The organism is Mesorhizobium sp. Cs1299R1N3 (genome assembly GCF_037179625.1).
Lineage (GTDB): Bacteria > Pseudomonadota > Alphaproteobacteria > Rhizobiales > Rhizobiaceae > Mesorhizobium > Mesorhizobium salmacidum.
In genome coordinates this window covers 209,060-235,147 of the sequence record NZ_JAPYKQ010000004.1, presented here as the reverse complement: position 1 = coordinate 235,147, position 26,088 = coordinate 209,060, and the positions used below count along the sequence as shown (strand labels likewise).

Here is a 26,088-nt window from a genome sequence, read left to right as displayed (position 1 = left end):
ATGCGTAAATGGAAAATCGCGTTGGGAACGGCTGTCGCGCTGGGTGCGATCTCGGTTGCCAGCGTCCACCTGCTGGACATGGGCAATATCAGTCTGAATGCCGGCACGGCCGGGGCCGCGCCGGCTCCAGCAGCCTTCGTCATGCCGGTGCCGGTGGCGAGCGTGGTCAAGAAGACGATTCCGATCTACCTCGACTATGCCGCCCGGACCGAGTCGATCCGCAGCATCACGCTGCAGGCGCGCGTCCCCGGCTACCTGCAGGAACAGACGGCGCAAGACGGCGCCGACGTGCGGCAGGGCGACTTGCTCTACAAGATCTCGCCTGACGATTTTCAGGCCGCGCTCGACCAGGCGAAGGCACAGGTGCAGCGCGATACGGCGACGCTCGATTATGCGCGTTCCAATCTCGGCCGCGGTACCGAGCTCGCCAAGAGCGGTTACCTGGACAAGGACAGCTTCGACCAGCGCACCAGCACCTTGCGCGGGGCGCAGGCTTCGCTGGCGCTCAACCAGGCTGCCGTGCGCACGGCCGAGCTCAATCTGAGCTATGCTGAAATCCACGCGCCGTTCCCCGGACGCCTGGGCCGCAACCAGGCTTCCGTGGGAACGCTGGTCAGCGTTGCCGGCACCGTGCTCAACACGCTGGTGCAGCTCGATCCGATCTACGTCACCTTCAATCCGAGCGAGACGGATCTGGCGCAAATCGAGGAAGCGCGCGCTGCCGGCCCGATCGAGGTCGAGGTCCTGCTTCCGGGTGAGACCGAAGCCCACCAGAAGGGCGAGCTCACCTTTATCGACAACACGATCGATCACTCGACCGGCACGATCACCGCCCGCGCCACCATCGGCAACGCCAAGTTCACGCTCTTGCCTGGCCAGTATGTTCGCGTGCGGCTGCACGTCAAACAACAGCCCGATGCGCTGCTGGTGCCGCAGGTCGCGCTGGGATCAAGCCAGCTCGGCAAATATCTCTACGTCGTCGGCAAGGGCAATACGGTCGACCAGCGGCTGGTTTCGCTCGGGCCGACCAGCGGCGATATGGTCGCCATCCTCAGCGGCGTCGCCGAAGGCGACCAGGTGATCACAGGCAACCTGCAGAAGATCGGCCCCGGAATGCCGATTTCGCCCCTCCCACAGAAACCGGCTACCTGACTCCCCCGCAGGCCCGGTTTCCGCGCGGCGCCCTCGACCTTTCCCAGGGTCGCGGGCGCCGTTTTCATGAGCAGACCGACCAAGGCGGCGACGTCGGCGACGCCGCAAACCGAAAAATCGGACCACGAACTCTTGTTAGATTGTCGACAATCTGATTGTCTTGCCTTCTGTTCCCGCTGGAGTGGACCGGATGGTGAAGACGGAGTTCAGCCCGATTGCCGACACGACGCGCCGCGCCGAAATCGTGGCACTGCTGCGGCGCGCGATCCTGACTGGTCAGCTTGAGCCCGGCCAGAAGCTCAACGAACTCAGGATTTCCGAACAGATGCGGGTCAGCCGTGCGCCGCTGCGCGAGGCGATGCGCGAGCTGGTGCAGGAAGGCATCCTGACCAGCATCCCCTATGCCGGCACCTTCGTCATCAATGTCACCGCCAAGGACATCGACGACGCCTATTCGCTCAACAAGGTGCTGGACGAGTTCGCCATCGAACGGACGTGGAAGCAGCGCGACCAGCGTTTCTTCGAAGAGCTTGACCGGCGGCATGAGGCGGTGAAACAGGCGACCCGCGACCGCGACACCACAAGGCAGATCGAAACCGCGCTGCAACTGCATGGTCTGATCCATGAATGGGCCGACAATTCGGTGCTCCTGGAAACCTGGCAAAGGCTGACCAGCCGTTTGCAGATGTACTTCGCCCTGCACCAGCAGGCGCGAAAGGAAGCCGTGCCGGCCGAAGATATCCATGAAACCTATGTGGCGCTGCTCAAGGGCGACGACATGCGTGCCGCCCAGCGCCATGCCCGCGAGCATATCGACCTCGATTTCGAAGAGCTTCTTGCCTATGCGCGCGGCCTCGAAAGGCGCCCGTCGAAAGGCGCCTGACCCCCTTCCCTCATCGCGGATAATGGATACCCCACGTGCAGATCGAAACCATCAAAGCCTTTCACGTCGTGCAGCCCTTCGTAGACGGCCCCTATCGCATGTCCAAGGGACGCGTGGCCGACTGCTTCGACGCCGTGATCGTCTCCATCACCTCCGACAGCGGCATCGCCGGATGGGGTGAGATGGCACCGCTCGGCAATTTCTACTCGGCCGCCTTCCCCGCCGGCACAAGGGCCGGCGTGCCGGAGATCGCACCGCATCTTATCGGCCAGGACCCGTGCGGGCTGGCCAGCATCGGCCGGCTGATGGACACCGTGTTCAAGGGCCATACCTACATCAAATCAGCGCTCGACATGGCCTGCTGGGATCTGGCGGCGCGCGCCGCCGGCATGCCGCTTGTGACGCTGCTCGGCGGCAAGGAAAGCGACACGGCGGAACTCTACAAGGTCGTCACCCATGGTACGGTCGATCAAATGGCCGCACTTGCCGGGCGCATCGTCGAGGACGGCTTCCGCCGGCTGCAGGTCAAGGTCGGCGGCAATGTCCATGACGACATCGAACGCGTCACCGCGGTCGCCGCCTCGGTGCCGAAAGGCACTGTCATTTTCTGCGACGCCAATGCCGGTTGGACACCTTACCAAGCGCGGCAGTTCGCCGATGCGACGCGGGCAATCGACTATACGTTCGAGCAGCCCTGCACGACCATCGACGAGAACATGTCGGTGCGCCGCATGCTCGACAAGCCGATGGTGCTCGACGAATCCGTCACTTCGCTCGAGGCGATGCTGGAAATCCATCGCCTCGGCGCGGCCGACGGACTGACGCTGAAGATCTCGCGGCTCGGCGGCGTCACCAAGACCCGGCTGATCCGGGACGTCGCCGTCGACCTCGGCTTCATGATCACGGTCGAGGATACCGGCGGCGCCGAGATCGACACATCCGCCATGGCGCATCTGTCGCTGTCGACGCCGGAGGAGCGCCGGCTGCACGCGATTGCCTTTCATGAATGGGTGACGGTTCGCACCGCGTCGAACGCGCCGCCGGTCACCGGCAGCCGCATGGGCATTCCCGCCGGGCCTGGCCTTGGCATCGACGTCGTTCCCGACCTGCTCGGCAAGCCGTTCTTCGAGGTCGGTCGGTGAAGATCCGCGGCATCAAGGCCATGCCGCCGAGGCCGGGGGCGACCGTCATCATCAATGATGTTCTCGCCCAACGGCCGGCCGGCCGACACTCCTTCGACATTGCCTGCCTTCCGGACCGGCGATCAACGACCGCACCCGCCCTCGCACGGATATTTCTGAAGCCGTCACGTAGCCGGTTGCACTCGAGGTCTGCCTGGGTTTCGTATTTTCCTCCGTCCCGGTCGGTGTTAGGCTGAACACTCACGGCGGACGACTGCTCATGACGGCATTTCATCACGCGGCCCTTGGCTGGCTCGTTGGCCTCATCGCGCTGCCCGCACCGGCGTTTGCCGAAAGTCCGCCAGCGTTCGAGCTCAAGCTTGATATCGACCAGGACGGCAAGATGGATCGGGCGAGGGTGATGCAGGAGCTTGGTGCGCCGGCCGATCTCTATATTTACCTGGCAACCGGCGAGCAGAAGCTCGATTCCTCGCGTCGCCCCGATTTCGTCAGGAAAGGACTGACGGAAGATCGGGTCCTCGACCTTGAAATCAAGGGCAAGGGATCCCTGGCGATAACGTCCTGCTTCGGATGCGGCGCCAGCAAGTCGACAGAAGAAACCATGACGATCGTCTATCGCCGGGGCCAATTCCTGGTCGGTGGCTACAGCCGCAGTTGGGACTGGAACCAACAGACGTCGGATGGCGTCAAGACGACGCTCGGCGGCTGCGACATCAACTATCTCACAGGCGTAGGCATCGTCTCCAAGGACCTTGAAGAGGGCAAGCCGATCAAGGGCAAGTTCAAGCCCGTGCCGCTCAAGGCCTGGTCCAGTGACCGGCGCCCAAATGCTTGCGACTTCTGATGAGATTGATCAAAGGACCGCAATGCGCATAACCTCCCTCGACAAGGGAGGCAAAGCAATGGATCTTTTCAAACTGGAGGGCGATGTCGCGCTGGTCACTGGTGCCGGCAGCGGCATTGGCCAGGCAATCGCGATCGGGCTGGCCGAGGCAGGCGCCGATGTCGCTTGTTTCGGCCATACGTCGAAGGGCGGGCTGGACGAAACCGCTCACCGGATCACCGCACTCGGCCGCCGGGCGCTGGTGCTGACCGGCACCGTGACCTCGGATAGCGATCTCGCGGCGGCTATCGATCGCGTGGAAGCCGAACTCGGTGCGTTGACGGTCGCTGTCAACAATGCCGGCATTGCCGGCTCGGAACCAGCGGAGACACTGCCGCTGGAAAAGTGGCGGAAAGTGCACGAAGTCAACGTCGCCGGTGTGTTCCTGTCCTGCCAGGCCGAAGCGCGCAAGATGCTGGCGCGGGGCAAGGGCTCGATCATCAACATCGCCTCGATGTCGGGCACCATCATCAATCGCGGGCTGACGCAGGCGCACTACAATTCCTCGAAGGCCGCCGTCATTCATATGTCGAAGAGCCTCGCCATGGAGTGGGCCGATCGTGGGCTGCGCGTCAACGTCGTCAGCCCGGGCTACACGCTGACGCCGATGAACAAACGGCCGGAGGTGGCCGAACAGGTAAAGATCTTCAAACGCGACACGCCAATGGGACGCATGGCGGCGCCCGAGGAAATGGTCGGGCCGACGGTGTTCCTGGCCAGCCGGGCGTCGAGCTTCGTCACCGGCCTCGACCTCATCGTCGATGGCGGCTACGTCTGCTGGTAACGGGACATGCGAGCCATGTCCCGCCGGCTTCGCCTGCGGTCTGAAATTCCGGCGCAAGCGTGGCGTTAGTCGTTGCGCGGCATGAACGTTGGTATATATAATTTCATCCTATGAAACAGCGCTGGCGAGACGGGGCTTGCCAGGGCTATGGCCGAGAGCAATTCCGCCGGAAATGCTCGGGATCATGGGACCTTGATGGCTCGCACCTTGCAGGGCGCCGCAGGACTGGCAATTGATCCGCGGATCGCCGTCGCGACGATCGATCGGCCATGAGACTGCCCGCCTCGGCAGCGTCCGTCATCACCGAAATCGAGCATCGCCGCGCCTGCGCCGGCGATAACGGCCTTGCGCAACAGCCGGCCTTTCCAACACAATCAAGAAAGACGCAAAAAGGGAACGACCAACAATCGTCACAGCTTGAAGGAGAACCAAGCAATGCCAATTCGCAGTGTGATTTCGAAATTCTCAATGGGAGCTTTTGCACTTGCCGCGGCAAGTGTGCTGACGCCAACAGCGCAGGCAGCGGCACCGGAATCCAACGACCCGATCAAGATTGCCTTGTTCGACTGGACCAGCGTCAACCTCAACGCCAAGATCCTCGGCGGCATCCTGGAAAAGCTCGGCTATACCGTCGAATACCCGACCGCCGACTATCTCTCCAGCCTGACAACCGGCCTCACCAATGGCGATATCGATGTCGGCCTGGAGTTCTGGGACACCACCGCCGGCGAAGCCATGAAGGCTTCCGACGCCACGGGGCAGACCGAAAGGCTGGGCAAGCTCGGACCCAAGGCCAAGGAAGAGTGGTGGTTTCCCGAATACATGAAGGAGAAATGTCCGACCTTGCCGGATTGGCACGCGCTGCTCGACGCCAACTGCGCGGCATCGTTCTCGACCGCCGAGACGGCGCCGAAGGGGCGCTACCTCGGCGGCCCGGTGACCTGGGAAGGTTTTGACGACGAACGCGTCGCGGCACTGAAACTGCCCTTCACGGTCATCCATGCCGGCACCGATGCGGCGATGTTCGCCGAACTGGACTCCGCCTATCAGCGCAAGGCGCCGATCATGCTGTGGATTTATTCGCCGCATTGGGCGCCCGCGAAATACAAGGGCGAATGGGTGCAATTCCCGGAATACACGCCCGAATGCTACAACGACCCGAAATGGGGCGTGAACCCGGACGCCAAATACGACTGCGGCAAGCCGCATGGCGAGATCTGGAAATACTCCTGGAACGGCATGAAGGACAAATGGCCGGTCGCTTACAAGGTGGCCAAGGCCTACACGGTCGATACCGACGAGTTGAACAAGATGAGCGGCGAGATCGACCTCAACGGCAAGACGCCGGAAGACGTCGCCGCCGCCTGGATCGCCGCCCACGAGGCAGACTGGAAAGCCTGGGCGCAGTGATCGCTCCGACTGGAAAAGGGAGACCCGGCTGTTGAGTAGCCGGGTCTCAATTCCTGATGCTCCAGAAGGACCACTGAATGACGGAAGCGATTGAACAGGCATCGAATGCGGAAAAGAATCCCCGCCCGATAAAACTTGCCTGCCGTAATGTCTGGAAACTGTTCGGCTCGAACGCCGCCGATTTCATCCGCGAGCGCGACGGCAAGGCCAGCATGGCGGACGTCTCGGCGGCCGGGCTGGTGGGTGCGGTTCGCGCCGTCGATCTGGAGATCCGGCAGGGCGAGATCTTCATCATCATGGGGCTTTCGGGCTCCGGCAAATCGACGCTGGTGCGCTGCATGTCGCGGCTGGTCGAACCGACGCATGGCAAGGTCGAGTTCGAAGGCAAGGACCTGCTCAAGATTTCCGATGCAGCGCTGATCGAACTCAGGCGTCATCGCATGGGCATGGTGTTCCAGAACTTTGCCCTGCTGCCGCATCTCAACGTGCTCGACAACATCGCCTTCCCGCTCAGCATCCAGGGGCAGGATCGTTCGACACGCGAGGCGCGCGCCCGCGAAGTCATCGAACTCGTCGGCCTGCGCGGGCGCGAACATTTCTACCCGCGCGAATTGTCGGGCGGCCAGCAGCAGCGCGTCGGCATCGCCCGCAGCCTCGCAACCAAGCCCGAGATATGGTTTCTCGACGAGCCGTTCTCTGCGTTGGATCCGCTCATCCGCCGCGAAATGCAGGATGAGTTGATGCGGCTGCAGACCATGCTGCACAAGACCATTGTGTTCATCACCCATGATTTCGACGAGGCGATCAGGCTCGCCGACCGCATCGCCATCATGAAAGACGGCGAGGTGATCCAGATCGGCACGCCGGAAGAACTGGTGGTCAATCCGGCGACAGACTATGTCGCCGAGTTCACCCGCGACGTCGACCGCGCCAAGGTAATCTCGGCACGCAGCCTGATGCGTGACTGCGATGGCGCCGAGCATGGCGGCACGGTGGCGCCGGAGGCCAAGATTGCGAGTTTTTCCGCCAGCATCGTTGCCGCCGGAAAACCGTTCGCGGTGATCAACGGCACCGGCACGCCGATCGGCGAAGTGACGCCGCAAGCGGTGATCGATCTGCTGGCCGGCATCGAGCGAGCCGGCGCATGACGGTGACGGCAAGCGCCAGCCAGACAAGGCCACCAATTCAGCGGTGGCTGGTGATCTGGGTGCTCGCGCTTGCCGCCGTGCTGGCGGTGTTCCTGCTTCAGGACAGACTGCCATGGGCCGTCAACTATCCGGTCGAGGCGGTCGTCCCCGTCGCCGACTGGGTCAGCGCGCTGATGGGCTGGATCAAGTCGAACCTGTCCTGGCTGACCCGCTCGGTCACCGCGGTGCTCGGCGTCCCGCTCGACTTCGCGCTCAATCTCTTGGCCAAGAATTTCAAGTTCGGCCATGGCGCCGACGCTTTCGTGTTGCCGCGTTTGTCCTGGGTTGGCGTCTGCGCGGCGGCGTTCCTTGCCGGCTATGCGGCCGGCGGCAGAAAACTCGGCCTGCTGGTTGGCGGCTGTTTCCTCTACATCGCGCTGTTCGGCCAATGGACCAGCGCCATGCTGACCCTGGCGCTGATCTCGATCGCCGTGCCGTTCTGCATCGTCACCGGGCTATTCGCCGGGATCTGGGCGTGGCGCAAGCCGTGGGCGGAGCGGTTCGTCGTCTCCCCTGCCCTCGACCTGATGCAAACCATCCCGACCTTCGCCTATCTCATCCCGATGCTGCTGCTGTTCGGCAACAGCCCGGTCTCGGCGATGATCGCCACCGCCATCTTCGCCACGCCGCCGATGGTGCGGGCAACGATGCTGGGCCTATCGCGGGTGCCGTCCGAGATCGACGATTTCAGCGAAATGGCCGGCTGCACGGCGCGGCAGAAATTGTGGCGCGTGCTGTTGCCCTCGGCACGGCCGACGCTGATGGTGGGCGTCAACCAGGTTATCATGCTGGCGCTGAACATGGTGATCATCGCCTCGATGATCGGCGCCGGCGGGCTTGGCTACGACGTGTTGCTCGCCCTGCGCGCGCTCAAGGTCGGCGAAGCGATGGAAGCCGGACTCGCGATCGTCGCGCTCGCCATCGCGCTCGACCGGCTGAGCCAGGCCATCGCCCACAAGCAGGCAACAGGCAATGTCCACCGGTCGTCCGCGAGCCCGCGTTTCTGGCGGCGCTACCCCAATCTGACGCTGGCCATCGCCATCCTTGTCGTCACGACGCTGCTCGGCCTGTTCGTGCCGGCCTTCGCGGTCGTGCCGAAGGCGATCACCTTCACCACCGCGCCATTGTGGAAAGCCGCTGTGAACTGGGTGACGATCAACTTCTTCGACGTCATCGAAGCGTTTCGGGTGGCGCTGATCCTCAATGTGCTCAATCCAGTGCGCGCCTTCTGCGAAGGGTTTCCGTGGCTGGGCGCGGTGTTCCTGCTCGGCCTTGCCGGCTACCAGCTCTCAGGTTTGCGGCTGGCCGCACTTGTCGCGGCACTCACCGCCTTCTGCGCCATCACAGGCCTTTGGGAAAAGACCATGGCGACGGTCTATCTCTGCGGCATCTCGGCCTTCATCGCCTGCCTGATCGGCATTCCAATCGGGCTGATGGCAGCGCGCAGCGACCGCTTCGAAAAGATCGTCACGCCCGTCATCGACACGCTGCAGGTGCTGCCGTCCTTCTGCTTCATCATTCCGGTGGTGATGCTGTTCCGTGTCGGCGACGTCACCGCGATGATCGCCACGGTTGCCTTCGCCGTGGTGCCGGCAATCCGCTACACCAATCACGGCATCCGGCAGGTGCCGCCGGCGCTGATCGAGGCCGCGAAGGTTTCGGGCTGCACGCCGCGCCAGACTTTCTTTCGGGTGCAACTGCCGCTGGCGCTGCCGGAGATCATGCTCGGCGTCAACCAGACCATCCTGATGGCGCTAGCAATGATCATCATCTGCGCCATGGTCGGCACGCGCGACCTCGGCCAGGAAGTGTTCATCGCATTGTCGAAAGCCGATTCCGGCCGCGGCATCGTCGCGGGCCTGGCCATCGCCTTCATCGGCATCGTCGCCGACCGGCTGTTCAATGCCTGGACGGCGAAGGCGCGGGCAAGGCTCGGATAGTCGGGAAGATGCGCTGCGGCTACTCCGCCGCGACGCCCTTCACCTCGAGGTAGCTCTCCATGGAATCGTCCAGCGCCTGCAGCCAGGGCGTGTGGTGCAGCGGCGCCATGGTGCCGGTCATCAGCGAGCGGTAGGCGTGGTCGCGGAAGCTCATAATGTCTTCGCCCTTGTGGTGCTCCCACTCCATGAACGTCTGGTTGACCGCCTCGACGTCGAAGCCTGGATAGTCGGTCTGGTCCATCAATTCCTTGGTGTAGTCACCCTGGAACCAGATCATCTGCTCGGCGTCCTCAAGCGTTTCCTCGCGGGCGCGCCATTTCGCGCCATGCGCCGCCATCGCCTCCGCCGAGGGCAACTTGATGCGGCCCATGATGACGTCGCGCGCGAACCAGGCCTGCGCGTCGAACATGTTGAAGGTGTAGAACTGGTCCTGCATGCCGATGTACGAAAGCTTCGGGTTCTTCTCCCAGACGACACCCTCATAGAGCGAGTCCGGCCACATGCGGTTGGCGGTCTTGAGCTTGAGATCGTCGGTGAGGAAGGGGAAGGAGTGGAGGTAGCCGGTGCACAGGATGATGGCATCGACATCCTTGGTCGTGCCGTCCTTGAAATGCGCGGTCTTGCCGACGACCTTCTGCAGCAGCGGCACCTCTTTCCAATTCTCGGGCCATTTGAAGCCCATCGGCTTCGACCGGTAGCTGGAGGTGATCGATTTCGCGCCGTATTTGTAGCATTGCGAGCCGATGTCCTCGGCCGAATAGGAACGGCCGATGATCAGGATGTCCTTGCCCTTGAACTCCATCGCGTCGCGGAAATCGTGGCTGTGCAGGATGCGGCCGTTGAAGGTCGAGAAGCCTTCGAAATAGGGCACGTTGGGCACGGAGAAATGCCCCGAAGCGACGACGACATTGTCGAACTCCTCGGAGTAAGTCACGTCATTGGTGCGGTCATGCGCGGTGACCGTGAATTTCTTCGTCTCGTCGGAGAAGGTGACCATGCGCACCGGGCTGTTGAAGCGCACCCATTTGCGCAGGCCCGACTTCTCGACGCGGCCCTTGATGTAATCCCACAGCACGGCGCGCGGCGGATAGGAGCCGATCGGACGGCCGAAATGCTCCTCGAACGTGTAGTCGGCGAATTCCAGGCATTCCTTCGGCCCGTTCGACCAGAGATAACGGTACATCGAGCCGTGGACGGGGTCGCCATGTTCGTCGAGGCCGGTGCGCCACGTGTAGTTCCACAGGCCGCCCCAGTCGGACTGCTTTTCAAAGCAGACGATCTCGGGAATGTCGGCGCCCTTGTCGGCGGCCGACTTGAAGGCCCTGAGCTGGGCCAGACCGGACGGTCCGGCTCCGATAACGGCAACGCGAATGTTCATTCCGGGCCTCCTCTTTTTTGATTTCCCCAGCGAAACAAATTTCACTGGCAGTGACAGTAATTGGCCGCTTGGTGCTGTCAACAGACATCTGCGGGAACGGCATTTGCGCACAGCGGATTCCTGGCGAAAAACCCGCGGCAGCCGCGATGGCTGCACTGCCGTGTGCGACATAAGATGGCTTGCAGTTGCGGTTGCGCTCTGTATCGGCACCTGACATGTTCACCTTGAGTGAAATAAATCCTTACGATTGGGGGCGACATGGCAAAGGCAATTTCGGATACCAAGGCTCCCGCGAGCGCAAAGGCAAAACCGTCACCGAAAGTGTCGGCGGACGGCAGGACCATCCGCGCGCCACTGACGCAAAACCCGCACGCCATTCGCGACACCCGCGAAAAAGTCCTGGAGGTCGCGATCGGCCGCGAGGTGCGGGCCTTCCGCAAGAAGCTCGGCATCACCGTCGCGGATCTCGCGGTCGCCACCGACATTTCGCTGGGCATGCTGTCGAAGATCGAGAATGGCATCACCTCGCCGTCGCTCACCACCTTGCAGGCGCTGTCGCGGGCGCTCGGCGTTCCCGTCACCGCCTTCTTCCGCCGCTTCGAGGAGGAGCGAAGTGCCGTCTTCGTCAAGGCTGGCCAAGGCCTCGATGTCGAGCGCCGGGGCACGCGCGCCGGCCACCAATACAATCTGCTCGGCCATATCGGCTCGAACACCAGCGGCGTCGTCGTCGAACCCTATCTGATCACGCTGACCGAGGATTCCGATGTATTCCCGACGTTCCAGCACGAGGGCATGGAGTTCCTCTACATGCTCGAGGGCGAGGTCGTTTACAGGCACGGCAGCAACCTCTATCCGATGAAGCCCGGCGACAGCCTGTTCTTCGACGCCGACGCACCGCACGGGCCCGAACAATTGACGAAACTGCCGATGCGCTATCTGTCGATTATCTGCTATCCGCAGAATAGTGCGGGTTGAGGTGTGGCCAATCTCCCCTTGGTCTCCTCCTGAGGGAGGTCGGCAGCCTCGCGGCGGCTCCTCTTTGGAGCGTTAGCGATCGGCGAAAGCCGAAGTGACATCCGATCTCCCCCTTTAGGGGGAGATGTCCGGCAGGACAGAGGGGGGCGAACCGCGATGACGCATAATCAGTATCAGCCAACAACCGCGGCAATGCGCGCAGGATGCGCAAGGTGATGACCGATGCCGAACTCAAGCTCTGGAATGAGCTCAGGGCACACAGGCTGATGGGAATGGGGTTTCGGCGCCAGATGCCTATTGCCGGCCATATAGTCGATTTTGCATGCCCGGACAAAAAGCTCATCATCGAGCTTGATGGTTCCCAGCATGGTCAAGCCGAAACGTTGGAATTCGACGCTGCAAGAACCGCCAAGTTCGAAGCGCTGGGCTGGACTGTCCTGCGTTTCTGGAACGACGACGTCATCCGCGATGTCGACAATGTCTGCCAGCATGTCGTGATTGTGGTTGGGTTGGGTTGGGGGGCGCGTCGTGAGTTTCGCGGAAGCGCTGGGGTGGACATGGGGCAAGGCTGGCGCTCGACGGCGCCCCCCTCGCCCTGCCGGGCATCTCCCCCTCTTGGGGGGAGATTGGCTGCGTGGAGAGCAGCGCCATACCAGCAATTCAATCCGGTCCAAACCCTGGGCTCGTCGCACTCCCGTCATCCAGCTTCGACAGCCACTCGACCAGCGTCGACCGATACCGGGTCAGGCCTTTGTAATTGGCCAGTTCCTCGGGCAGATCGCGGATCACGCGGTGCAGGCGCCGTGCCCATTTCGGCTGCGTGACCAGCTCGTCCATCTTGATCAGGTAGCAGCGGATCGGGAAGACGATGCCGTTGGAGCGCGGCAGCCGCCAGAAGCTTTGCAACTCGACCCGCAGATGCACCTTGTCGCCGACATTCTCAGGCGTCACGGTCGTGCGGTCCGGTCCCCATTTGTGATAATTTTCGGGGCTGGTATCGAGGCGCGGATTGATGGTCATCGTCCAGTTCAGGCGCCTGGCCGGTTTGCCCTGCTGGATGTTGGTGAGGAATTTTAGCGCCCTGACGAAAATCCCCTTCTCATGCGCCAGCGGCACCGGCGCGTGCCACTCGAAGAAATTCATGCCGATGTCGAAATCGAGCGACCAGTCGGCCTGAGTGGTGACCATGCCGGCATCCATCCACAGATTGCCATCGCGCTGGTCGAGTATGCAGAAATCGCCCTGGCTCTGGCGGGTGATGTATTCCATCGGCCCGTAAGGCAAGGTCGAGGTGTCGCCGAAGGTGAAGGTGTCATCGATGCCAAGCGGGCGGTTGATCCAGCGCCAGCGGTCGCCATCGCGCGTCAGCGTGAAATGCTCGGGATAGCCCAGCGCCTGCTGCTCCATCAAAAGTTCCAGCAGGTCCCAACCGGCGAGCGTCATGTGCGGCAGCGACTGGCAGCGCAATGGATCCTCGGCCAGCACCAGCGCGCGGTCCTGCATCTCGGCGACATAATGCTCGTCGACGTCGATCAGGTTCTCCAGCACCGAGCCTTTCGGGCCGACGACATGCGGCTCGATGTTGACCGCGTACATGTAGCTGTCTTCGTGGAACGGGAACGGAAACCGCCTGATGTGCTCCGGGCTGTTCTTGAAGGTGAAGTCGTCGCGGAACGTTTCCTTGCGAAAGGTGATGCCCATGTTTTCCTCCTAGAGCGGGATGCCCGCTCTATCTCTTTGTTTTAGCCGCATTTCTGCGACGCCAAGTGTATTAACTTGGCTGCAAAATGCTCTATCGCTCCAGCACCAGCGACCGGCCTTCGAAGCGCGACACGCACGGCATGATCTTCCTGCCCGAACGGTGGTCTTCCTCGCTCAGCCAATGGTCGTTGTGGATGAACTTGCCGTCGCACGAGATGACGTTGGTCTCGCATTGGCCGCAGACGCCGCCACGGCAGAGATAGGGCGGATCGACGCCGGCGGCTTCGATGGCTTCGAGCAGGCTCTGCTGCTCGCCGACGCGGATGGTCTTGCCGCTGACGGCAAGGGTCACGTCGAACGGCAGGCCGGGCTGCGGCGCCGCGAAGTGCTCGTAGTGCACTGTCTCCGGCGGCCAGCCGAGCGCGGCAGCCCGCTCGCGCACCCAGTTGATCATGCCGGCGGGGCCGCAGACATAGAGATGCGTGCCGAGCGGCTGCGAGGACAGCATCCGGTCGAGCTCTATGCGCTCCCCGCGGTCGTCATGATAGAGCCGGGCGCGACGGCCGTAGCGCTCCCGCAGCACGTCGGCATAGGTGCCGAGCGAGGCGGTGCGGCAGGTGTAGTGCAGTTCGAAATTGCCGCCTTCGCCCGCAAGTTGGGCGGTCTGCGCCATGAACGGCGTGATGCCGATGCCGCCGGCCAGCATCAGGTGCTTTTTGGCCCTGAGATCGAGTGAGAACAGATTGACGGGATAGCTGATCACCATCTCCAGGCCCGGCTTGACCGACCTGTGCATGAACAGCGAGCCGCCACGACCGACATCGTCGCGGCGCACCGAGATGGTGTATTCGCGCGTGTCGAGCGGCGAGCCCATCAGCGAATAGGGATTGAGCCTTGTGCGCTCGCCATCGCGCATCTCGACCACGACATGGGCGCCGCCGGAAAAGGTCGGCAACAGCTCACCATCACGCCGGCGAAAATGGAAACGGGTGACCAGGTCATTGACCGGGACGACATCGCTGACGACGACGTCGAGCTTGGTGGTTCCCGTGCTCATCGGAAGATCTCCTCCATGGGAGGAATTTCACTGCGGTCTTCGGCATTGATGCAGACGCCCTGGAATGCGGCGAGGCGCCTTGAATAGTGATCGCGTACCAACAGAAGCAGGCCGCAATGCGAGCAGTTCGCCGGCTGCGTCGTGACATTCTCGGTGATGCCCTTGCAGTGCACGCACTGCATGCGCCGTGCCAGCGAGCCGCGATGCTCGGTCTGCATGGAAGTGTGGTCGATGCCGGCTTCGAGCGCCACCTGCATGGCCTGGCCGATCAGCCCTTCGGTGCCGGCGAGATAGAGGCGCAGACCCATATGCGCGTTGGTCAGCGTCTGCGTCAGACGCGGCAGCAGACTGGCGAAGGACGGCGCGATGTGCAGTTGCGCCGGCTTCAACGCTTCGAGAGCGGCAACGTATTGGCCGTCAGGACCGGGAATGAAGACGATTTCGGCCCCGTCGAAGAACCCGCCCGGAGCCCTGGCGGCCATGTCCGTTATCGCGAGCGCGCCTTCCGCATCCGCTAGGAAAAGATGATGCGTGCCGGGCTGCGGAGACAGGGTCCCGTAAATCGGCCGGCTGATGATGGTCTTGGCTGCCATTCTGTCTTTGTGCCTCGAAACCCCTCGTCGATTATGCCTCAGCCTTTCGCCGTGCGCTTGGTCTTCTTGGGATCGTCGAACGGCAAGGGCTGCGCCGTCGCCTTGATGGAACCGCTCTTGTTACGAATTTCGAGCTTGGTGTCCTTGACCGCGCAGTCGACGTCGAGCCGGGCGATGCCCATCGATTTCTCGACCAGCGGCGAATACATGGCGCAGGTGACCACGCCGACCTTTTTGCCGTCGCGATAGACCGGAGCGCCTTCATCGGCCGGCTCCTTGCCGTCGAGCAGGACGCCGTAGATCTTGAAGCGCTCCTTGCCTTTCAAGCGATAGTGCTCTTCGGCGCCGCGGAACCCGGTCTTGCCGGGGCTGACGGTGAAGTCGAGGCCGAGTTCCCAAAGCGTGTCGCCGGGGCCTTCGTTCTCGAACGGGTATTTCTGCGAATTGTCATAGGGGTAGAACAAGAGGTAGCTCTCGACGCGCAGCATATCGAGGGTGGTGAAGCGGCACGGAATGATGCCGGCGCCCTTGCCCTCGTCGAGGATCCTGTCCCAGATCGTGCCGGCATCCTGGCCACGGCAGAAGATCTCGTAGCCGCGCTCGCCGGTATAGCCGGTGCGCGAGATCATGACGGGGAAGCCGAACACCTGCGTCTGCATGTGATGGAAATAGTTGAGGTCGCGGATGCCGGGCACGTGCTTGGCCAGATAGTCGACCGCCGCCGGCCCCTGCAGCGACAAATCGTGCAGATTGTCGTCGAAGCGCAGCGACACGTCGCGGCCCATCGCCGCCCGCTGCAGTTCCTCGTGGCCGGTGCCCGAGCCGTGCACGACCATCCAGGAATTCGGTCCCGTGCGGTAGAGGATGCAGTCGTCGGTGAACTTTCCCGCCTCGTTCAGCATGCAGGCATAGGCCGACTTGCCGGGATAGATTTTTTCGACGTCACGCGTTGTGGCGAGGTCGATGAGATGCGAGGCGTGCGGCCCTGTGATGTGCACCTTCTTCAGGCCGGAAACATCCATGAGCCCGGCCTTGGTGCGAATGGCGATATATTCCTCATCGGCATCCTTGTCGTAGGTCCAGGCGGTGCCCATACCGCTCCAGTCTTCGAGTTTCGACCCCAGAGCGCGATGGCGATCCGCCAGGGTTGAAAATCTCCAGGATGCCGTCATCCGCTCGTCCTCCGTTCGAAAATCCTGCTGTTCCCTGCTCCTTTGCCCGAGGCCGGAGCTTTGGATGGAATATTGACCGCAAACGCGGGAAGCCTGCAATCCCCTTGAAGCAAATAATTTCATTGTCAGGCAAAATTGTTCACTCGAAACGAGCGGTTAACGCCACGTAAATTGGTCTTGACAAGTCCGAGATTCGGGCGGAACTTATGAAAAAAATTTCACTCTCTTGAAAGAGAGCGGCGGGCGGTGGATTCGGAACCGGACGTCGGCAAAGAAGGGGAAATCCGATGTCAGACCTGCAGCAGCGCATCGAGGCGCTGTACCGCTCCGACTTGCGCGGATCCGCGCTCCTGATCGTCTGCCTATGGGCGACGATACTCTTCGTCCTCTTCATGACGTGGCCATACATTCCGCAGGGCGGCATCAAGGCCGTCGTCGCCATTGCCGCCGCCGCGGTGCTCATCTTCAACACGGCAGCCATCCTGGCGATGGTCAAACACTACAAGGAAGACAAGGAGTTCATCTACGGGCTCGACATCAAGAACGCCGACGCATCCCGCAACCGCAAGTCCTGAGGGGGAGAAACAATGTCCCGCTATACACCGCCGAAGCAGAGCAAGGCCGGGCAAGTTTTCGATATCGCCGTTGTCGTGGTCGCCATCTTCGTGGCGCTGTGGCTCCCGCTGAAGCTTGGTCTTGCGGGTGCCGCGAAATCCATCGATGCGCTCGATGCCAAGACCTGGGAAGCGCTCGGGCAGAATCCGACCATGGCGTCGATCTGGGAAAAGCTCGGCTATACGCCGGAGACCGCTCACGACGTCATCCAGAACCGGTTCCACTACATCATCGACTGGCCGACGCTGATCATCATGGCGGCCGTGCTGATCGGTTATTTCGTGTTCCTGTTCCGGGCATCCGACCGCGAATATCGCGATGTCATCAACGAAAAGTTCGACGACAAATAGAGTTTGACGACGAAGAATTTTGGAGACACGACCATGTGGGTGGCACTCTCTTACGCATGCTGGGGCATCTCGATCGTGCTCGCGCTTTGGATGCTCTACGACTGGTTCAAGGTCGATACGAACTACTCCGAGGACGTTCTGACCTCGTCGCGCGAAGGCGAGCTTGAAGCCGTTTCCGAAAAACACCGGATCTGAGTGGGGATTGATCGATGACGGTCGCGCTTGAAAACACCACCACCACCACAATTCACGGCGACCGGGTATCGCTGCTTCGGGTGCTTGGCCCGGCCCATGTCTGGGCGCTCGGTGTCGGCATCGTTCTGGTCGGCGAGTTCACCGGCTGGAATTTCTCGGCCGACAAGGGCGGCGCGCTGGCGGCCCTGATCGTGTGTTGGGTCGTCGGGCTGCTCTACACCTCGGTGGCCATGATCGATTCCGAGGTGACATCGACGGTGGCCGCCGCCGGCGGCCAATATGCGCAGGCCAAGCACATCGTCGGCCCGCTGATGGCCTTCAACGTCGCGCTGTTCCTGGTTTTTGCCTACACGATGCTGGAAGTGTCCGATGCCATCCTGCTCGGCGACACCATCGTCGCCAAGGCGGGAGTCGAAGGGCTAACCCACAATTCCTTCATCGCCGCCACCATCGTGGTCCTGGCCTGGCTCAACTATCGCGGCGTGCTGATGACGCTCAACGTCAACTTCGTCATAACGGCCATCGCCTATGTCTCGATCGTCGTCCTGTTCTTCTCGGTCAGCCCTTGGACGCAAGGCGCGGTGCTGAAGCTCAACGAACTGGTCACTCCAGGCAACGCGCTGCCCTATGGCTGGATCGGCGTGATCGCCGCCTTCCAGTTCGGCATCTGGTACTATCTCGGCATCGAAGGCACCACGCAGGCGGCCGAGGAAGTGCGCTCGCCGGCACGTTCCCTGCCCTACGGCACCATGGCCGGCATGATCACGCTTCTGATCGCCGCCGCCATGACCTGGTATGTCTGCGCCTCGCTGATGCCTTGGGAATATCTCGGCATCACCTATTATCCGCTCTGGGATGCCGGCAAACTGACCGGCAGCCCGCTGCTGGAGAACCTTCTGTTCATCGCGACGCTGCTCGCCGCGCTGGCCTCCGCCAATGGCTGCATCAACGACGCGGCGCGCGCCTGGTTCTCGCTTGGCCGCGACCGCTATCTGCCGAGCTGGTTTTCGGCGGTGCATCCGAAATACCGCACGCCCTACCGATCGATCCTGTTCCTGCTGCCGATCGCATTGGCCTTCGCCTTCATCGCCGATCTCAACCAGGCGATCACCTTCTCGATCCTGTCGGGCGTGCTGCAATACACTTTCATGAGCATCAACATCATGATGTTCAGGAAAAAGTGGCCGCTGGGCTCGATCCGCCGCGGCTACACGCACCCCTTCCATCCGCTGCCGGCAATCGTCCTGTTCTGCCTGTGCGTGGTGACCTTCTTCGCCATCTTCCTCGGCTTCGGCTCGCAGTTGATCGCCATGGTCGCCTTCTATTTCCTGATCTCGCTGTGGTTCCATTTCTACCGCTACAAATTCGTGCGGCGGGGCGACCAGTTCACCATGCCGTGGCCGAAGCCGCAGGGCTATTGATGGGAGTAGGCCCGCCCAGGATCTGGACGGGCCTTGCACGATAAAATGTCGGAAGTGACATCAGCACTGCTTGCCGGGGCAATTGTCCTGGCTCTCGTCCTTCATTTTGCGTGGCTGGCACGCCGCAGCCGCGACAAGGCTTCGGCAGCGCTCGCCGCTGACGATGCCAGCATTCGCGCCGTCGTCGCGGACGCGGCCAATGTCTCGGACGGCACCGCCGGCGTCATCACCTGGGAAGGATCGTGGAACGGCCAACGCGTCCAGTTGCGCACCATCATCGACACGCTGGCGACGCGGAAACTGCCGGCGCGCTGGCTTAGTGTTTCGATCACCGAGAAGGTCGCGGTGTCAGCCATTTTCGATATGATGATGCGGCCGGGTTCACCGACGACCTTCTCCAATTTCGATCATCTGGACCATACGCTGCCGAAAGCTCCGGGATTTCCAGCCGAAGCGGTGCTGCGGACGGACCGCAGAGGCACGCGTTTCCCGCAAGGCATCATCGCCGGTCATCTTGAAACCTTTGCGGATGACCGCGCCAAGGAGCTGCTGATCACGCCAAACGGATTGCGCATCGTGTGGCTGCTGGCCGAGGCCGAACGGGCACGCTACGGTGTCTTCCGGCAAGCCGCGTTCGGTGACACGCGGATCGATGCGACGCTGATCGAGCGGCTGCTCGTATCTCTCTCGAAGCTGCGGGACGCCATCAACCAAGGTGAACGGCAGGTGGCATGAGCACTTCAAACACATCGCCGGCACCCGTGAGCCCTTATCTCGTCATGGGCGCCGCGATCGTGCTGCCGGCAAGCGGTCATGTCATTCTTGGCGTACCCGTGCGCGGACTGCAGTTCCTTTTCTTCATGGTCATCCTGGCCTGGGTGACCGCCAAGATTTCGCCGCCGGATGCGAGCTTCGTCGGCCGTCATGCGGGCGGCTTTCTGATCTATGCGCTGTCGATCCTCGACGCCTACAAGATCGCCCGCATCCGTACCGCCAAATGGGCTCATAATGCCCGACCGCAGGGCGATGATACGCAGAGTGGCATTGAGCCGCATACGTAATCAGAGGAAAATTTTTTTCATCCCATTGAATTCCAGGATTTCATTCGGTACATCATCTCTAGTCACAAACGTCGGGAGGCTGACATGTGCGGAATCGTTGGACTTTTCCTGAAGGACAAGGCGCTGGAGCCGAAGCTCGGCGCGATGCTGTCGGAGATGCTGGTATCGCTCAGCGATCGCGGCCCTGACAGCGCCGGCATCGCCATCTATGGCGCGACATCAGGCAACGAGGCCAAGATCACCATCCAGTCGCCGAAGCCGGAACGCGATTTCCGCGGCCTGGACGCCGAACTCGCCAAGGCTCTCGGAGCGCCGGTGAGCATTGCGGTGAAATCGACACACGCGGTGGTCAGGACCACGTCCGACAAGGTCGACGCGGCGCGTGAAGCCCTCCAGTCGCTCAGGCCCGACATCCGCATCATGGGCGCCGGCGAAGCGGTGGAGATCTACAAGGAAGTCGGCCTGCCCGAAGCTGTCGTCGATCGCTTCGATATCCGCAAGATGACCGGCACGCATGGCATCGGGCACACCCGCATGGCGACGGAATCGGCGGTGACGACGATGGGCGCGCATCCATTCTCGACGGGTGCCGACCAGTGCCTGGTGCACAATGGTTCTTTGTCCAACCACAACAATGTCCGCCGCGAGCTGGTGCGCGAAGGCATGAAATTCGAGACCGAGAACGATACCGAGGTGGCGGCCGCCTACCTTTCCTCGCAAATGGCGCATGGCAAGAACCTCGGCGAGGCCCTGGAAGGCACCCTCTCCGACCTCGACGGCTTCTTCACCTTCGTCGTCGGCACCAAGAACGGTTTTGGCGTGGTGCGCGATCCGATCGCCTGCAAGCCCGCCGTGATGGCCGAGACCGACCAGTATGTCGCCTTCGGCTCGGAATATCGCGCGCTGACCAAACTGCCCGGCATAGACAATGCGAGGGTCTGGGAACCGGAGCCCGCAACCGTCTATTTCTGGGAGCATTGAGTTCATGCCGGCAACCTCCAAGGCAATGCGCGACAGCCATGCGCGCGTCTTCGACCTCGACGTCCTGTCGCTGCGCGAACTCAACCAGGCGCTGCACAATCTGGCTCCCGGCTCGAACGAGACGGCGTGGGAAGTGCTCAACCCGAAAGGCAGCCATTCGGTCGCCGTCGGCGTCGACCAGCCCGTCAGCATCGATGTGCGCGGCAGCGTCGGCTATTACTGCGGCGGCATGAATTCGGGCAGCACGATCACCGTGCATGGTTCGGCCGGCCCGGGCGTCGGCGAGAACATGATGTCGGGTTCCATCGTCATCAAGGGCGACGCCAGCCAATATGCCGGCGCCACCGGCAAGGGCGGGCTGCTGGTCATCGAGGGCAACGCCTCGTCGCGCTGCGGCATTTCGATGAAGGGCATCGACATCGTCGTGCACGGCAATATCGGCCATATGTCGGCCTTCATGGCGCAGTCCGGCAATCTCGTGGTGCTGGGCGATGCCGGCGACGCGCTGGGCGATTCCATCTACGAGGCGCGGCTCTTCGTACGCGGCAAGGTCGACAGCCTGGGCGCCGACTGCATTGCCAAGGAGTTGCGGCCCGAGCATCTGGAGTTGCTGCAGGGTCTGCTCGATCGCGCCGGCGTGACCGGCGTCAAGCCGTCGGAGTTCAAGCGCTACGGCTCGGCGCGCACGCTCTACAATTTCAATATCGACAACGCCGATGCGTATTGAGGCAGCATGACCTATCGCAACCCGCCGACGACGCCGCGCAAATCCGCGACCTTCGACGACTACACGCTTTCCGAAATCCGCCGTGCCGCGGCGACCGGCATCTACGATATCAGAGGTGCCGGCGCCAAACGCAAGCTGCCGCATTTCGACGATCTGCTGTTCCTCGGCGCCTCGATCTCGCGCTATCCGCTGGAAGGCTACCGTGAGCGCTGCGACACCTCAGTGGTGCTGGGGTCGCGGCATGCGAAGAAGCCAATCGAGCTGAATATCCCGATCACCATCGCCGGCATGAGCTTCGGCTCGCTGTCCGGCCCGGCCAAGGAAGCGCTCGGGCGCGGCGCGACGCTGTCAGGCACATCGACCACGACAGGCGATGGCGGCATGACCGAGGAAGAGCGCGGTCATTCCAAGCAACTGGTCTATCAATACCTGCCGTCGCGCTATGGCATGAACCTGCGCGACCTGCGCCGCGCCGATGCCATCGAAGTCGTCGTCGGCCAGGGCGCCAAGCCCGGCGGCGGCGGCATGCTGCTTGGCCAGAAAATTTCCGATCGTGTCGCCGAGATGCGGACGCTGCCGAAAGGCATCGACCAGCGCTCGGCCTCGCGCCATCCCGACTGGACCGGACCGGACGACCTCGAGATCAAGATCCTCGAACTGCGTGAAATCACCGACTGGGAAAAGCCGATCTACGTCAAGGTCGGTGGCGCCCGCCCCTATTACGACACCGCTCTTGCGGTGAAAGCCGGCGCCGATGTCGTCGTCGTCGACGGCATGCAGGGCGGCACGGCGGCGACGCAGGAGGTGTTCATCGAAAATGTCGGCCAGCCGACGCTTGCCTGTATCAGGCCGGCGGTGCAGGCGCTGCAGGATCTCGGCATGCACCGCAAGGTTCAGCTGATCGTCTCCGGCGGCATCCGCAACGGAGCCGATGTCGCCAAGGCGCTGGCGCTCGGCGTCGACGCGGTGTCGATCGGCACAGCGGCACTCGTGGCGCTCGGCGACAATGATCCCCGCTGGGAGGCGGAGTACAACGAACTCGGCACCACATCAGGCGCCTATGACGACTGGCATGAGGGCAAAGACCCCGCCGGCATCACCACGCAGGACCCGGAACTGATGAAGCGGGTCGACCCCGTGGCCGCCGGGCGCCGGCTGGCGAACTATTTGAAGGTGATGACGCTGGAGGCGCAGACCATCGCCCGCGCCTGCGGCAAGAACAGCCTGCACAATCTCGAACCCGAGGACCTCGTCGCATTGACGATCGAGGCTGCCGCCATGGCCGGCGTGCCGCTGGCCGGCACCAGCTGGATACCGGGAAAGAACGGCTTCTAGAACACATCCAAAGACATAAGCGAGGAACTATAATGGGGAACGATCTCGCCGCATTCGCCAAAGAGAACGGCGTCAAATATTTCATGATTTCCTACACTGACCTGTTCAGTGGCCAGCGTGCCAAGCTGGTGCCGGCGCAGGCGATCGCCGACATGCAGAAGGATGGTGCCGGCTTTGCCGGGTTTGCCACCTGGCTCGATCTGACGCCGGCGCATCCCGACATGCTGGCGGTGCCGGATCCGGACTCGGTGATCCAATTGCCATGGAAACCGGAAGTCGCCTGGGTCGCCGCCAACTGCATCATGGACAACAAGGAGGTCGGCCAGGCGCCGCGCAACACGCTGAAGCGGCTGATCGCCGAGGCAGCCGCCGACGGCATGCATGTCAAGACCGGTGTCGAGGCCGAGTTCTTCCTGATCTCGCCGGACGGCAAGGCGATCTCCGACGAATACGACACGGCTTCGAAGCCTTGCTACGACCAGCAGGCGGTGATGCGCCGTTACGATGTCATCGCCGAGATCTGCGACCACATGCTGGCGCTCGGCTGGGGCGCCTACCAGAACGACCATGAGGACGCCAACGGCCAGTTCGAGATGAACTGGGCCTTCGACGACGCGCTGCCGACCGCCGACAAGCACTCCTTCTTCAAGTTCATGGTCAAGTCGATCGCGGAAAAGCATGGGCTGCGCGCCACCTTCATGCCCAAACCCTTCCAGGGCCTGACCGGCAATGGCTGCCATGCCCATATCTCGGTGTGGGACGAGACCGGCAAGACCAATGTGTTTGCCGACAACTCGATGGAACTCGGTCTTTCCGCCAAGGGCAAGAACTTCCTCGGCGGCATCATGAAGCACGCTTCGGCGCTGGCCGCGATCACCAATCCGACGGTCAATTCCTATAAGCGCATCAACGCGCCGCGCACCATTTCGGGCGCGACCTGGGCGCCGAACACGGTGACCTGGACCGGCAACAACCGCACCCACATGGTGCGCGTGCCGGGGCCGGGCCGCTTCGAGTTGCGCCTGCCCGATGGTGCCGCCAACCCCTATCTTCTGCAGGCGGTCATCATCGCCGCCGGGCTCGACGGCATCCGCTCGAAGGCCGATCCCGGCAAGCGCTACGACATCGACATGTACCAGCTCGGCCATACCGTCACGGATGCGCCGAAACTGCCGCTCAACCTGCTCGACGCGCTGCGCGAGTTCGACCACGACAAATCACTCAAGGCGGCGCTGGGTGAGGAATTTTCGTCGGCATACCTAAAGCTCAAGCACCAGGAATGGAATTCCTATGCTTCGCACTTCACGCAGTGGGAGCGCGACCACACGCTGGATATCTGACCTCCAACGCGTAGGGCGAGCGGCCTTGGAATGATTTTATGAAATACTCGATCTTCTCGCTCGCCCGCGCCGCTCTTTCCGGCCACAAGAACTGGCAACGCACCTGGCGCGACGCTTCGCCGAAGGACCGCTATGACGTGGTGATCATCGGCGGTGGCGGCCATGGGCTGGCCACCGCCTGGTTCCTGGCCAGCGAGTTCGGCATCAAAAATGTCGCGGTGCTGGAAAAGGGCTGGATCGGCTCCGGCAATGCCGGCCGCAACACCACCATCATTCGCTCCAATTACGGCCTGCCCGGCAATACCGGCTTCTACGAATTGTCGATGAAGCTGTGGGAGCGGATGGAGCAGGACCTCAATTACAACGCGATGGTCAGCCAGCGCGGCGTCATCAACCTCTACCATTCCGACGCGCAGCGCGACGCCTATGCGCGGCGCGGCAACACCATGCGCATCAACGGCATCGACGCCGAACTGCTCGACCTGGCGGCGGTCAGGAAGATGATCCCGTTCCTGAATTTCGACAATGCGCGCTTTCCCGTGCAGGGCGGACTGCTGCAACGGCGCGGCGGCACGGCGCGGCACGACGCCGTGGCCTGGGGCTACGCCCATGCTGCCAGCGAACTTGGCGTCGACATCATCCAGAATTGCGAAGTCACCGGCTTTGTCAGGGACGCCAACGGCAAGGTGACCGGCGTCGAGACGTCGCGCGGCAGGATCGGCGCCGGCAAGGTCGGCATGGCGGTAGCCGGCTCTTCGTCGCGGGTCGCTGCAATGGCCGGCCTGCGGCTGCCGATCGAAAGCCATGTGCTGCAGGCCTTCGTCTCGGAGGCGATCAAGCCTCTCATTCCAGGTGTCATGACCTTCGGCGCCGGCCATTTCTATGTCAGCCAGTCCGACAAGGGTGGGCTGGTCTTCGGCGGCGACATCGACGGCTACAACTCCTACGCCCAGCGCGGCAACATGCCTGTCATGGAAGATGTCTGCGAGGGCGGCATGGCGCTGATGCCGATGATCGGCCGCGTGCGCCTGCTGCGCCAATGGGGCGGCATCATGGACATGTCGATGGATGGTTCGCCGATCATCGACAAGACACCGGTCGACGGGCTCTACCTCAACGCCGGCTGGTGCTATGGCGGCTTCAAGGCGACACCTGGCTCAGGCTTTGTCTTCGCCCATCTGCTTGCCCGCGATGAGTCGCATGAGGAGGCCGCCCGCTTCCGTCTCGACCGGTTCCGGTCTGGCGCTGTCATCGACGAAAAGGGCCAGGGCGCCCAACCGAACCTGCACTGAAGGCAGCTGGAACCATGCGCATCACCTGTCCCTTCTGCGGCGAACGCGAACTCGGCGAATTCACCTATCTCGGCGACGCCAAGCCGATGCGGCCGGCACCTGGAGCATCGGAAGATGAGGTCTACGATTACGTCTATCTGCGCGACAACATCGCCGGCGTGATGGACGAGAACTGGTATCACGGCGGCGGTTGCCGGGCCTGGCTGAAAGTCACCCGCAACACGCTGACGCACGAGATTTCGGCGGTCGAACCAGCGGCGGGTGCCGGCGCTAGGCAGGTCGCGAAATGAGGTTTCCTGTCGAACTCGGCGCTGCCCCTCACCTGCCTGCCGGCATCCTCTCCCGGTATAGGGACGGGGAGAGGGGAGCTGCCGTCGCCGGTTTCGCCAATCGCCAGCGTTGCAGGAAGAGAGCCAGCATCGCGGCCAGCCCCCTTCTCCCCGTCACTATACGGGGCGAAGTGCCCGGCAGGGCGATGAGGGGCGGCGTCGACCTTCCGATTGTGAGGCGTGCA

26 protein-coding genes and 1 pseudogene are annotated in these 26,088 nt (G+C 62.5%); 22 read left to right on the top strand and 5 right to left on the bottom strand.

The window, feature by feature from the left end; translation table 11 throughout:
* From O7B34_RS12235 to O7B34_RS12200, 8 genes are all read left to right on the top strand, one after another.
* Nucleotides 1–1,152, top strand: a complete 1,152-nt coding sequence (locus tag O7B34_RS12235) for an efflux RND transporter periplasmic adaptor subunit (RefSeq protein WP_337146303.1) — start codon at nucleotides 1–3, stop codon at nucleotides 1,150–1,152.
* Between the two features lie 190 nt (nucleotides 1,153–1,342).
* Entirely contained in the window at nucleotides 1,343–2,035 is a 693-nt protein-coding gene (locus tag O7B34_RS12230; RefSeq protein WP_337146302.1) for a GntR family transcriptional regulator, read from the top strand.
* A 35-nt stretch (nucleotides 2,036–2,070) separates the two neighbouring features.
* Complete coding sequence (locus O7B34_RS12225; RefSeq protein ID WP_337146301.1) at nucleotides 2,071–3,177, top strand: mandelate racemase/muconate lactonizing enzyme family protein; 1,107 nt, start codon at nucleotides 2,071–2,073, stop codon at nucleotides 3,175–3,177.
* Between the two features lie 259 nt (nucleotides 3,178–3,436).
* Nucleotides 3,437–4,021, top strand: a complete 585-nt coding sequence (locus tag O7B34_RS12220) for a hypothetical protein (protein ID WP_337146300.1) — start codon at nucleotides 3,437–3,439, stop codon at nucleotides 4,019–4,021.
* A gap of 58 nt (nucleotides 4,022–4,079) precedes the next feature.
* The gene (locus O7B34_RS12215) at nucleotides 4,080–4,844 is read left to right on the top strand and encodes an SDR family oxidoreductase (protein ID WP_337146299.1); all 765 of its coding nucleotides are present in this window, start codon (nucleotides 4,080–4,082) and stop codon (nucleotides 4,842–4,844) included.
* A 435-nt stretch (nucleotides 4,845–5,279) separates the two neighbouring features.
* Nucleotides 5,280–6,254, top strand: a complete 975-nt coding sequence (locus O7B34_RS12210; protein WP_337146298.1) for an ABC transporter substrate-binding protein — start codon at nucleotides 5,280–5,282, stop codon at nucleotides 6,252–6,254.
* A 77-nt stretch (nucleotides 6,255–6,331) separates the two neighbouring features.
* Complete coding sequence (locus tag O7B34_RS12205; RefSeq protein ID WP_337146297.1) at nucleotides 6,332–7,402, top strand: quaternary amine ABC transporter ATP-binding protein; 1,071 nt, start codon at nucleotides 6,332–6,334, stop codon at nucleotides 7,400–7,402.
* Nucleotides 7,399–9,381 (top strand): ABC transporter permease, encoded by a 1,983-nt coding sequence (locus O7B34_RS12200; RefSeq protein ID WP_337146296.1) that lies wholly within the window; start codon nucleotides 7,399–7,401, stop codon nucleotides 9,379–9,381. Before O7B34_RS12205 ends, O7B34_RS12200 begins: the two co-directional genes overlap by 4 nt.
* A 19-nt stretch (nucleotides 9,382–9,400) precedes the next feature.
* Here O7B34_RS12200 and O7B34_RS12195 read toward each other — a convergent pair whose 3' ends face one another.
* The gene (locus tag O7B34_RS12195) at nucleotides 9,401–10,759 is read right to left on the bottom strand and encodes an NAD(P)/FAD-dependent oxidoreductase (RefSeq protein ID WP_337146295.1); all 1,359 of its coding nucleotides are present in this window, start codon (nucleotides 10,757–10,759) and stop codon (nucleotides 9,401–9,403) included.
* A gap of 258 nt (nucleotides 10,760–11,017) precedes the next feature.
* On the opposite strand from O7B34_RS12195, the gene O7B34_RS12190 reads away from it, so the two are divergent.
* Both O7B34_RS12190 and O7B34_RS12185 read left to right on the top strand, forming a co-directional pair.
* On the top strand, nucleotides 11,018–11,734 hold the full coding sequence (locus tag O7B34_RS12190; protein WP_140507935.1) for a helix-turn-helix domain-containing protein: 717 nt from the start codon (nucleotides 11,018–11,020) through the stop codon (nucleotides 11,732–11,734).
* A gap of 203 nt (nucleotides 11,735–11,937) precedes the next feature.
* Nucleotides 11,938–12,246 (top strand): annotated as a pseudogene (locus O7B34_RS12185) (endonuclease domain-containing protein); the annotation flags it as partial.
* A 148-nt stretch (nucleotides 12,247–12,394) separates the two neighbouring features.
* Here the strand turns inward: O7B34_RS12185 and O7B34_RS12180 are convergent.
* The 4 genes from O7B34_RS12180 to O7B34_RS12165 all read right to left on the bottom strand — a co-directional run bounded on the left by O7B34_RS12180 (nucleotide 12,395) and on the right by O7B34_RS12165 (nucleotide 16,257).
* Nucleotides 12,395–13,435 carry a heme-dependent oxidative N-demethylase family protein gene (locus O7B34_RS12180; protein ID WP_337146294.1) on the bottom strand — a complete coding sequence of 347 codons (1,041 nt, stop codon included), beginning with the start codon at nucleotides 13,433–13,435 and terminating at the stop codon, nucleotides 12,395–12,397.
* A gap of 91 nt (nucleotides 13,436–13,526) precedes the next feature.
* Complete coding sequence (locus tag O7B34_RS12175) at nucleotides 13,527–14,492, bottom strand: PDR/VanB family oxidoreductase (protein WP_337146293.1); 966 nt, start codon at nucleotides 14,490–14,492, stop codon at nucleotides 13,527–13,529.
* On the bottom strand, nucleotides 14,489–15,085 hold the full coding sequence (locus O7B34_RS12170; RefSeq protein WP_337146292.1) for a dimethylamine monooxygenase subunit DmmA family protein: 597 nt from the start codon (nucleotides 15,083–15,085) through the stop codon (nucleotides 14,489–14,491). The genes O7B34_RS12175 and O7B34_RS12170 overlap by 4 nt, the downstream gene beginning before the upstream one ends.
* Before the next feature lie 38 nt (nucleotides 15,086–15,123).
* On the bottom strand, nucleotides 15,124–16,257 hold the full coding sequence (locus O7B34_RS12165) for an aminomethyltransferase family protein (protein ID WP_337146291.1): 1,134 nt from the start codon (nucleotides 16,255–16,257) through the stop codon (nucleotides 15,124–15,126).
* 287 nt (nucleotides 16,258–16,544) lie between these two features.
* Between O7B34_RS12165 and O7B34_RS12160 the strand changes: the two genes are divergently transcribed.
* The 12 genes from O7B34_RS12160 (at nucleotide 16,545) to O7B34_RS12105 (ending at nucleotide 25,864) form a co-directional block, all read left to right on the top strand.
* Entirely contained in the window at nucleotides 16,545–16,832 is a 288-nt protein-coding gene (locus O7B34_RS12160; RefSeq protein ID WP_027142262.1) for a hypothetical protein, read from the top strand.
* Between the two features lie 12 nt (nucleotides 16,833–16,844).
* Nucleotides 16,845–17,222, top strand: a complete 378-nt coding sequence (locus O7B34_RS12155; RefSeq protein ID WP_337146290.1) for a hypothetical protein — start codon at nucleotides 16,845–16,847, stop codon at nucleotides 17,220–17,222.
* A gap of 33 nt (nucleotides 17,223–17,255) precedes the next feature.
* Nucleotides 17,256–17,417 (top strand): hypothetical protein, encoded by a 162-nt coding sequence (locus O7B34_RS12150; protein WP_027142261.1) that lies wholly within the window; start codon nucleotides 17,256–17,258, stop codon nucleotides 17,415–17,417.
* 14 nt (nucleotides 17,418–17,431) lie between these two features.
* Nucleotides 17,432–18,838, top strand: coding sequence for an APC family permease (locus O7B34_RS12145; RefSeq protein ID WP_140507951.1), 1,407 nt, complete (start codon nucleotides 17,432–17,434; stop codon nucleotides 18,836–18,838).
* A 45-nt stretch (nucleotides 18,839–18,883) separates the two neighbouring features.
* The gene (locus O7B34_RS12140) at nucleotides 18,884–19,573 is read left to right on the top strand and encodes a hypothetical protein (protein WP_337146418.1); all 690 of its coding nucleotides are present in this window, start codon (nucleotides 18,884–18,886) and stop codon (nucleotides 19,571–19,573) included.
* On the top strand, nucleotides 19,570–19,899 hold the full coding sequence (locus O7B34_RS12135; RefSeq protein ID WP_337107839.1) for a hypothetical protein: 330 nt from the start codon (nucleotides 19,570–19,572) through the stop codon (nucleotides 19,897–19,899). Before O7B34_RS12140 ends, O7B34_RS12135 begins: the two co-directional genes overlap by 4 nt.
* Before the next feature lie 84 nt (nucleotides 19,900–19,983).
* Nucleotides 19,984–20,880 (top strand): class II glutamine amidotransferase, encoded by an 897-nt coding sequence (locus O7B34_RS12130; RefSeq protein ID WP_337146289.1) that lies wholly within the window; start codon nucleotides 19,984–19,986, stop codon nucleotides 20,878–20,880.
* Nucleotides 20,881–20,884: 4 nt separating this feature from the next.
* On the top strand, nucleotides 20,885–21,607 hold the full coding sequence (locus O7B34_RS12125) for a GXGXG domain-containing protein (protein ID WP_027142256.1): 723 nt from the start codon (nucleotides 20,885–20,887) through the stop codon (nucleotides 21,605–21,607).
* 6 nt (nucleotides 21,608–21,613) lie between these two features.
* Nucleotides 21,614–22,942 carry an FMN-binding glutamate synthase family protein gene (locus O7B34_RS12120; RefSeq protein ID WP_337146288.1) on the top strand — a complete coding sequence of 443 codons (1,329 nt, stop codon included), beginning with the start codon at nucleotides 21,614–21,616 and terminating at the stop codon, nucleotides 22,940–22,942.
* Nucleotides 22,943–22,974: 32 nt separating this feature from the next.
* Nucleotides 22,975–24,282 (top strand): type III glutamate--ammonia ligase, encoded by a 1,308-nt coding sequence (gene glnT / locus O7B34_RS12115; RefSeq protein ID WP_337146287.1) that lies wholly within the window; start codon nucleotides 22,975–22,977, stop codon nucleotides 24,280–24,282.
* Between the two features lie 38 nt (nucleotides 24,283–24,320).
* Nucleotides 24,321–25,574 carry a sarcosine oxidase subunit beta family protein gene (locus tag O7B34_RS12110; protein WP_337141475.1) on the top strand — a complete coding sequence of 418 codons (1,254 nt, stop codon included), beginning with the start codon at nucleotides 24,321–24,323 and terminating at the stop codon, nucleotides 25,572–25,574.
* A 14-nt stretch (nucleotides 25,575–25,588) separates the two neighbouring features.
* Nucleotides 25,589–25,864: a sarcosine oxidase subunit delta gene (locus O7B34_RS12105; protein WP_027142253.1), complete on the top strand. Its 276-nt coding sequence runs from the start codon at nucleotides 25,589–25,591 to the stop codon at nucleotides 25,862–25,864.
* The last annotated feature ends 224 nt before the right edge of the window (nucleotides 25,865–26,088 follow it).

Excerpts from the sequence above, each read along its gene's own strand:
- O7B34_RS12220 (WP_337146300.1), top strand. The coding sequence starts at position 3,437 with ATGACGGCATTTCATCACGCGGCCCTTGGCTGGCTCGTTGGCCTCATC.
- O7B34_RS12145 (WP_140507951.1), top strand. The coding sequence starts at position 17,432 with ATGACGGTCGCGCTTGAAAACACCACCACCACCACAATTCACGGCGAC.
- O7B34_RS12160 (WP_027142262.1), top strand. The coding sequence starts at position 16,545 with ATGTCAGACCTGCAGCAGCGCATCGAGGCGCTGTACCGCTCCGACTTG.
- O7B34_RS12235 (WP_337146303.1), top strand. The coding sequence starts at position 1 with ATGCGTAAATGGAAAATCGCGTTGGGAACGGCTGTCGCGCTGGGTGCG.
- O7B34_RS12215 (WP_337146299.1), top strand. The coding sequence starts at position 4,080 with ATGGATCTTTTCAAACTGGAGGGCGATGTCGCGCTGGTCACTGGTGCC.
- O7B34_RS12125 (WP_027142256.1), top strand. The coding sequence starts at position 20,885 with ATGCCGGCAACCTCCAAGGCAATGCGCGACAGCCATGCGCGCGTCTTC.
- O7B34_RS12200 (WP_337146296.1), top strand. The coding sequence starts at position 7,399 with ATGACGGTGACGGCAAGCGCCAGCCAGACAAGGCCACCAATTCAGCGG.
- O7B34_RS12170 (WP_337146292.1), bottom strand. The coding sequence starts at position 15,085 with ATGGCAGCCAAGACCATCATCAGCCGGCCGATTTACGGGACCCTGTCT.
- O7B34_RS12175 (WP_337146293.1), bottom strand. The coding sequence starts at position 14,492 with ATGAGCACGGGAACCACCAAGCTCGACGTCGTCGTCAGCGATGTCGTC.
- O7B34_RS12150 (WP_027142261.1), top strand. The coding sequence starts at position 17,256 with ATGTGGGTGGCACTCTCTTACGCATGCTGGGGCATCTCGATCGTGCTC.
- O7B34_RS12230 (WP_337146302.1), top strand. The coding sequence starts at position 1,343 with ATGGTGAAGACGGAGTTCAGCCCGATTGCCGACACGACGCGCCGCGCC.
- O7B34_RS12180 (WP_337146294.1), bottom strand. The coding sequence starts at position 13,435 with ATGGGCATCACCTTTCGCAAGGAAACGTTCCGCGACGACTTCACCTTC.
- O7B34_RS12140 (WP_337146418.1), top strand. The coding sequence starts at position 18,884 with ATGTCGGAAGTGACATCAGCACTGCTTGCCGGGGCAATTGTCCTGGCT.
- O7B34_RS12190 (WP_140507935.1), top strand. The coding sequence starts at position 11,018 with ATGGCAAAGGCAATTTCGGATACCAAGGCTCCCGCGAGCGCAAAGGCA.
- O7B34_RS12155 (WP_337146290.1), top strand. The coding sequence starts at position 16,845 with ATGTCCCGCTATACACCGCCGAAGCAGAGCAAGGCCGGGCAAGTTTTC.
- O7B34_RS12135 (WP_337107839.1), top strand. The coding sequence starts at position 19,570 with ATGAGCACTTCAAACACATCGCCGGCACCCGTGAGCCCTTATCTCGTC.
- O7B34_RS12195 (WP_337146295.1), bottom strand. The coding sequence starts at position 10,759 with ATGAACATTCGCGTTGCCGTTATCGGAGCCGGACCGTCCGGTCTGGCC.
- O7B34_RS12120 (WP_337146288.1), top strand. The coding sequence starts at position 21,614 with ATGACCTATCGCAACCCGCCGACGACGCCGCGCAAATCCGCGACCTTC.
- O7B34_RS12110 (WP_337141475.1), top strand. The coding sequence starts at position 24,321 with ATGAAATACTCGATCTTCTCGCTCGCCCGCGCCGCTCTTTCCGGCCAC.
- O7B34_RS12130 (WP_337146289.1), top strand. The coding sequence starts at position 19,984 with ATGTGCGGAATCGTTGGACTTTTCCTGAAGGACAAGGCGCTGGAGCCG.
- O7B34_RS12165 (WP_337146291.1), bottom strand. The coding sequence starts at position 16,257 with ATGACGGCATCCTGGAGATTTTCAACCCTGGCGGATCGCCATCGCGCT.
- glnT (WP_337146287.1), top strand. The coding sequence starts at position 22,975 with ATGGGGAACGATCTCGCCGCATTCGCCAAAGAGAACGGCGTCAAATAT.
- O7B34_RS12105 (WP_027142253.1), top strand. The coding sequence starts at position 25,589 with ATGCGCATCACCTGTCCCTTCTGCGGCGAACGCGAACTCGGCGAATTC.
- O7B34_RS12210 (WP_337146298.1), top strand. The coding sequence starts at position 5,280 with ATGCCAATTCGCAGTGTGATTTCGAAATTCTCAATGGGAGCTTTTGCA.
- O7B34_RS12205 (WP_337146297.1), top strand. The coding sequence starts at position 6,332 with ATGACGGAAGCGATTGAACAGGCATCGAATGCGGAAAAGAATCCCCGC.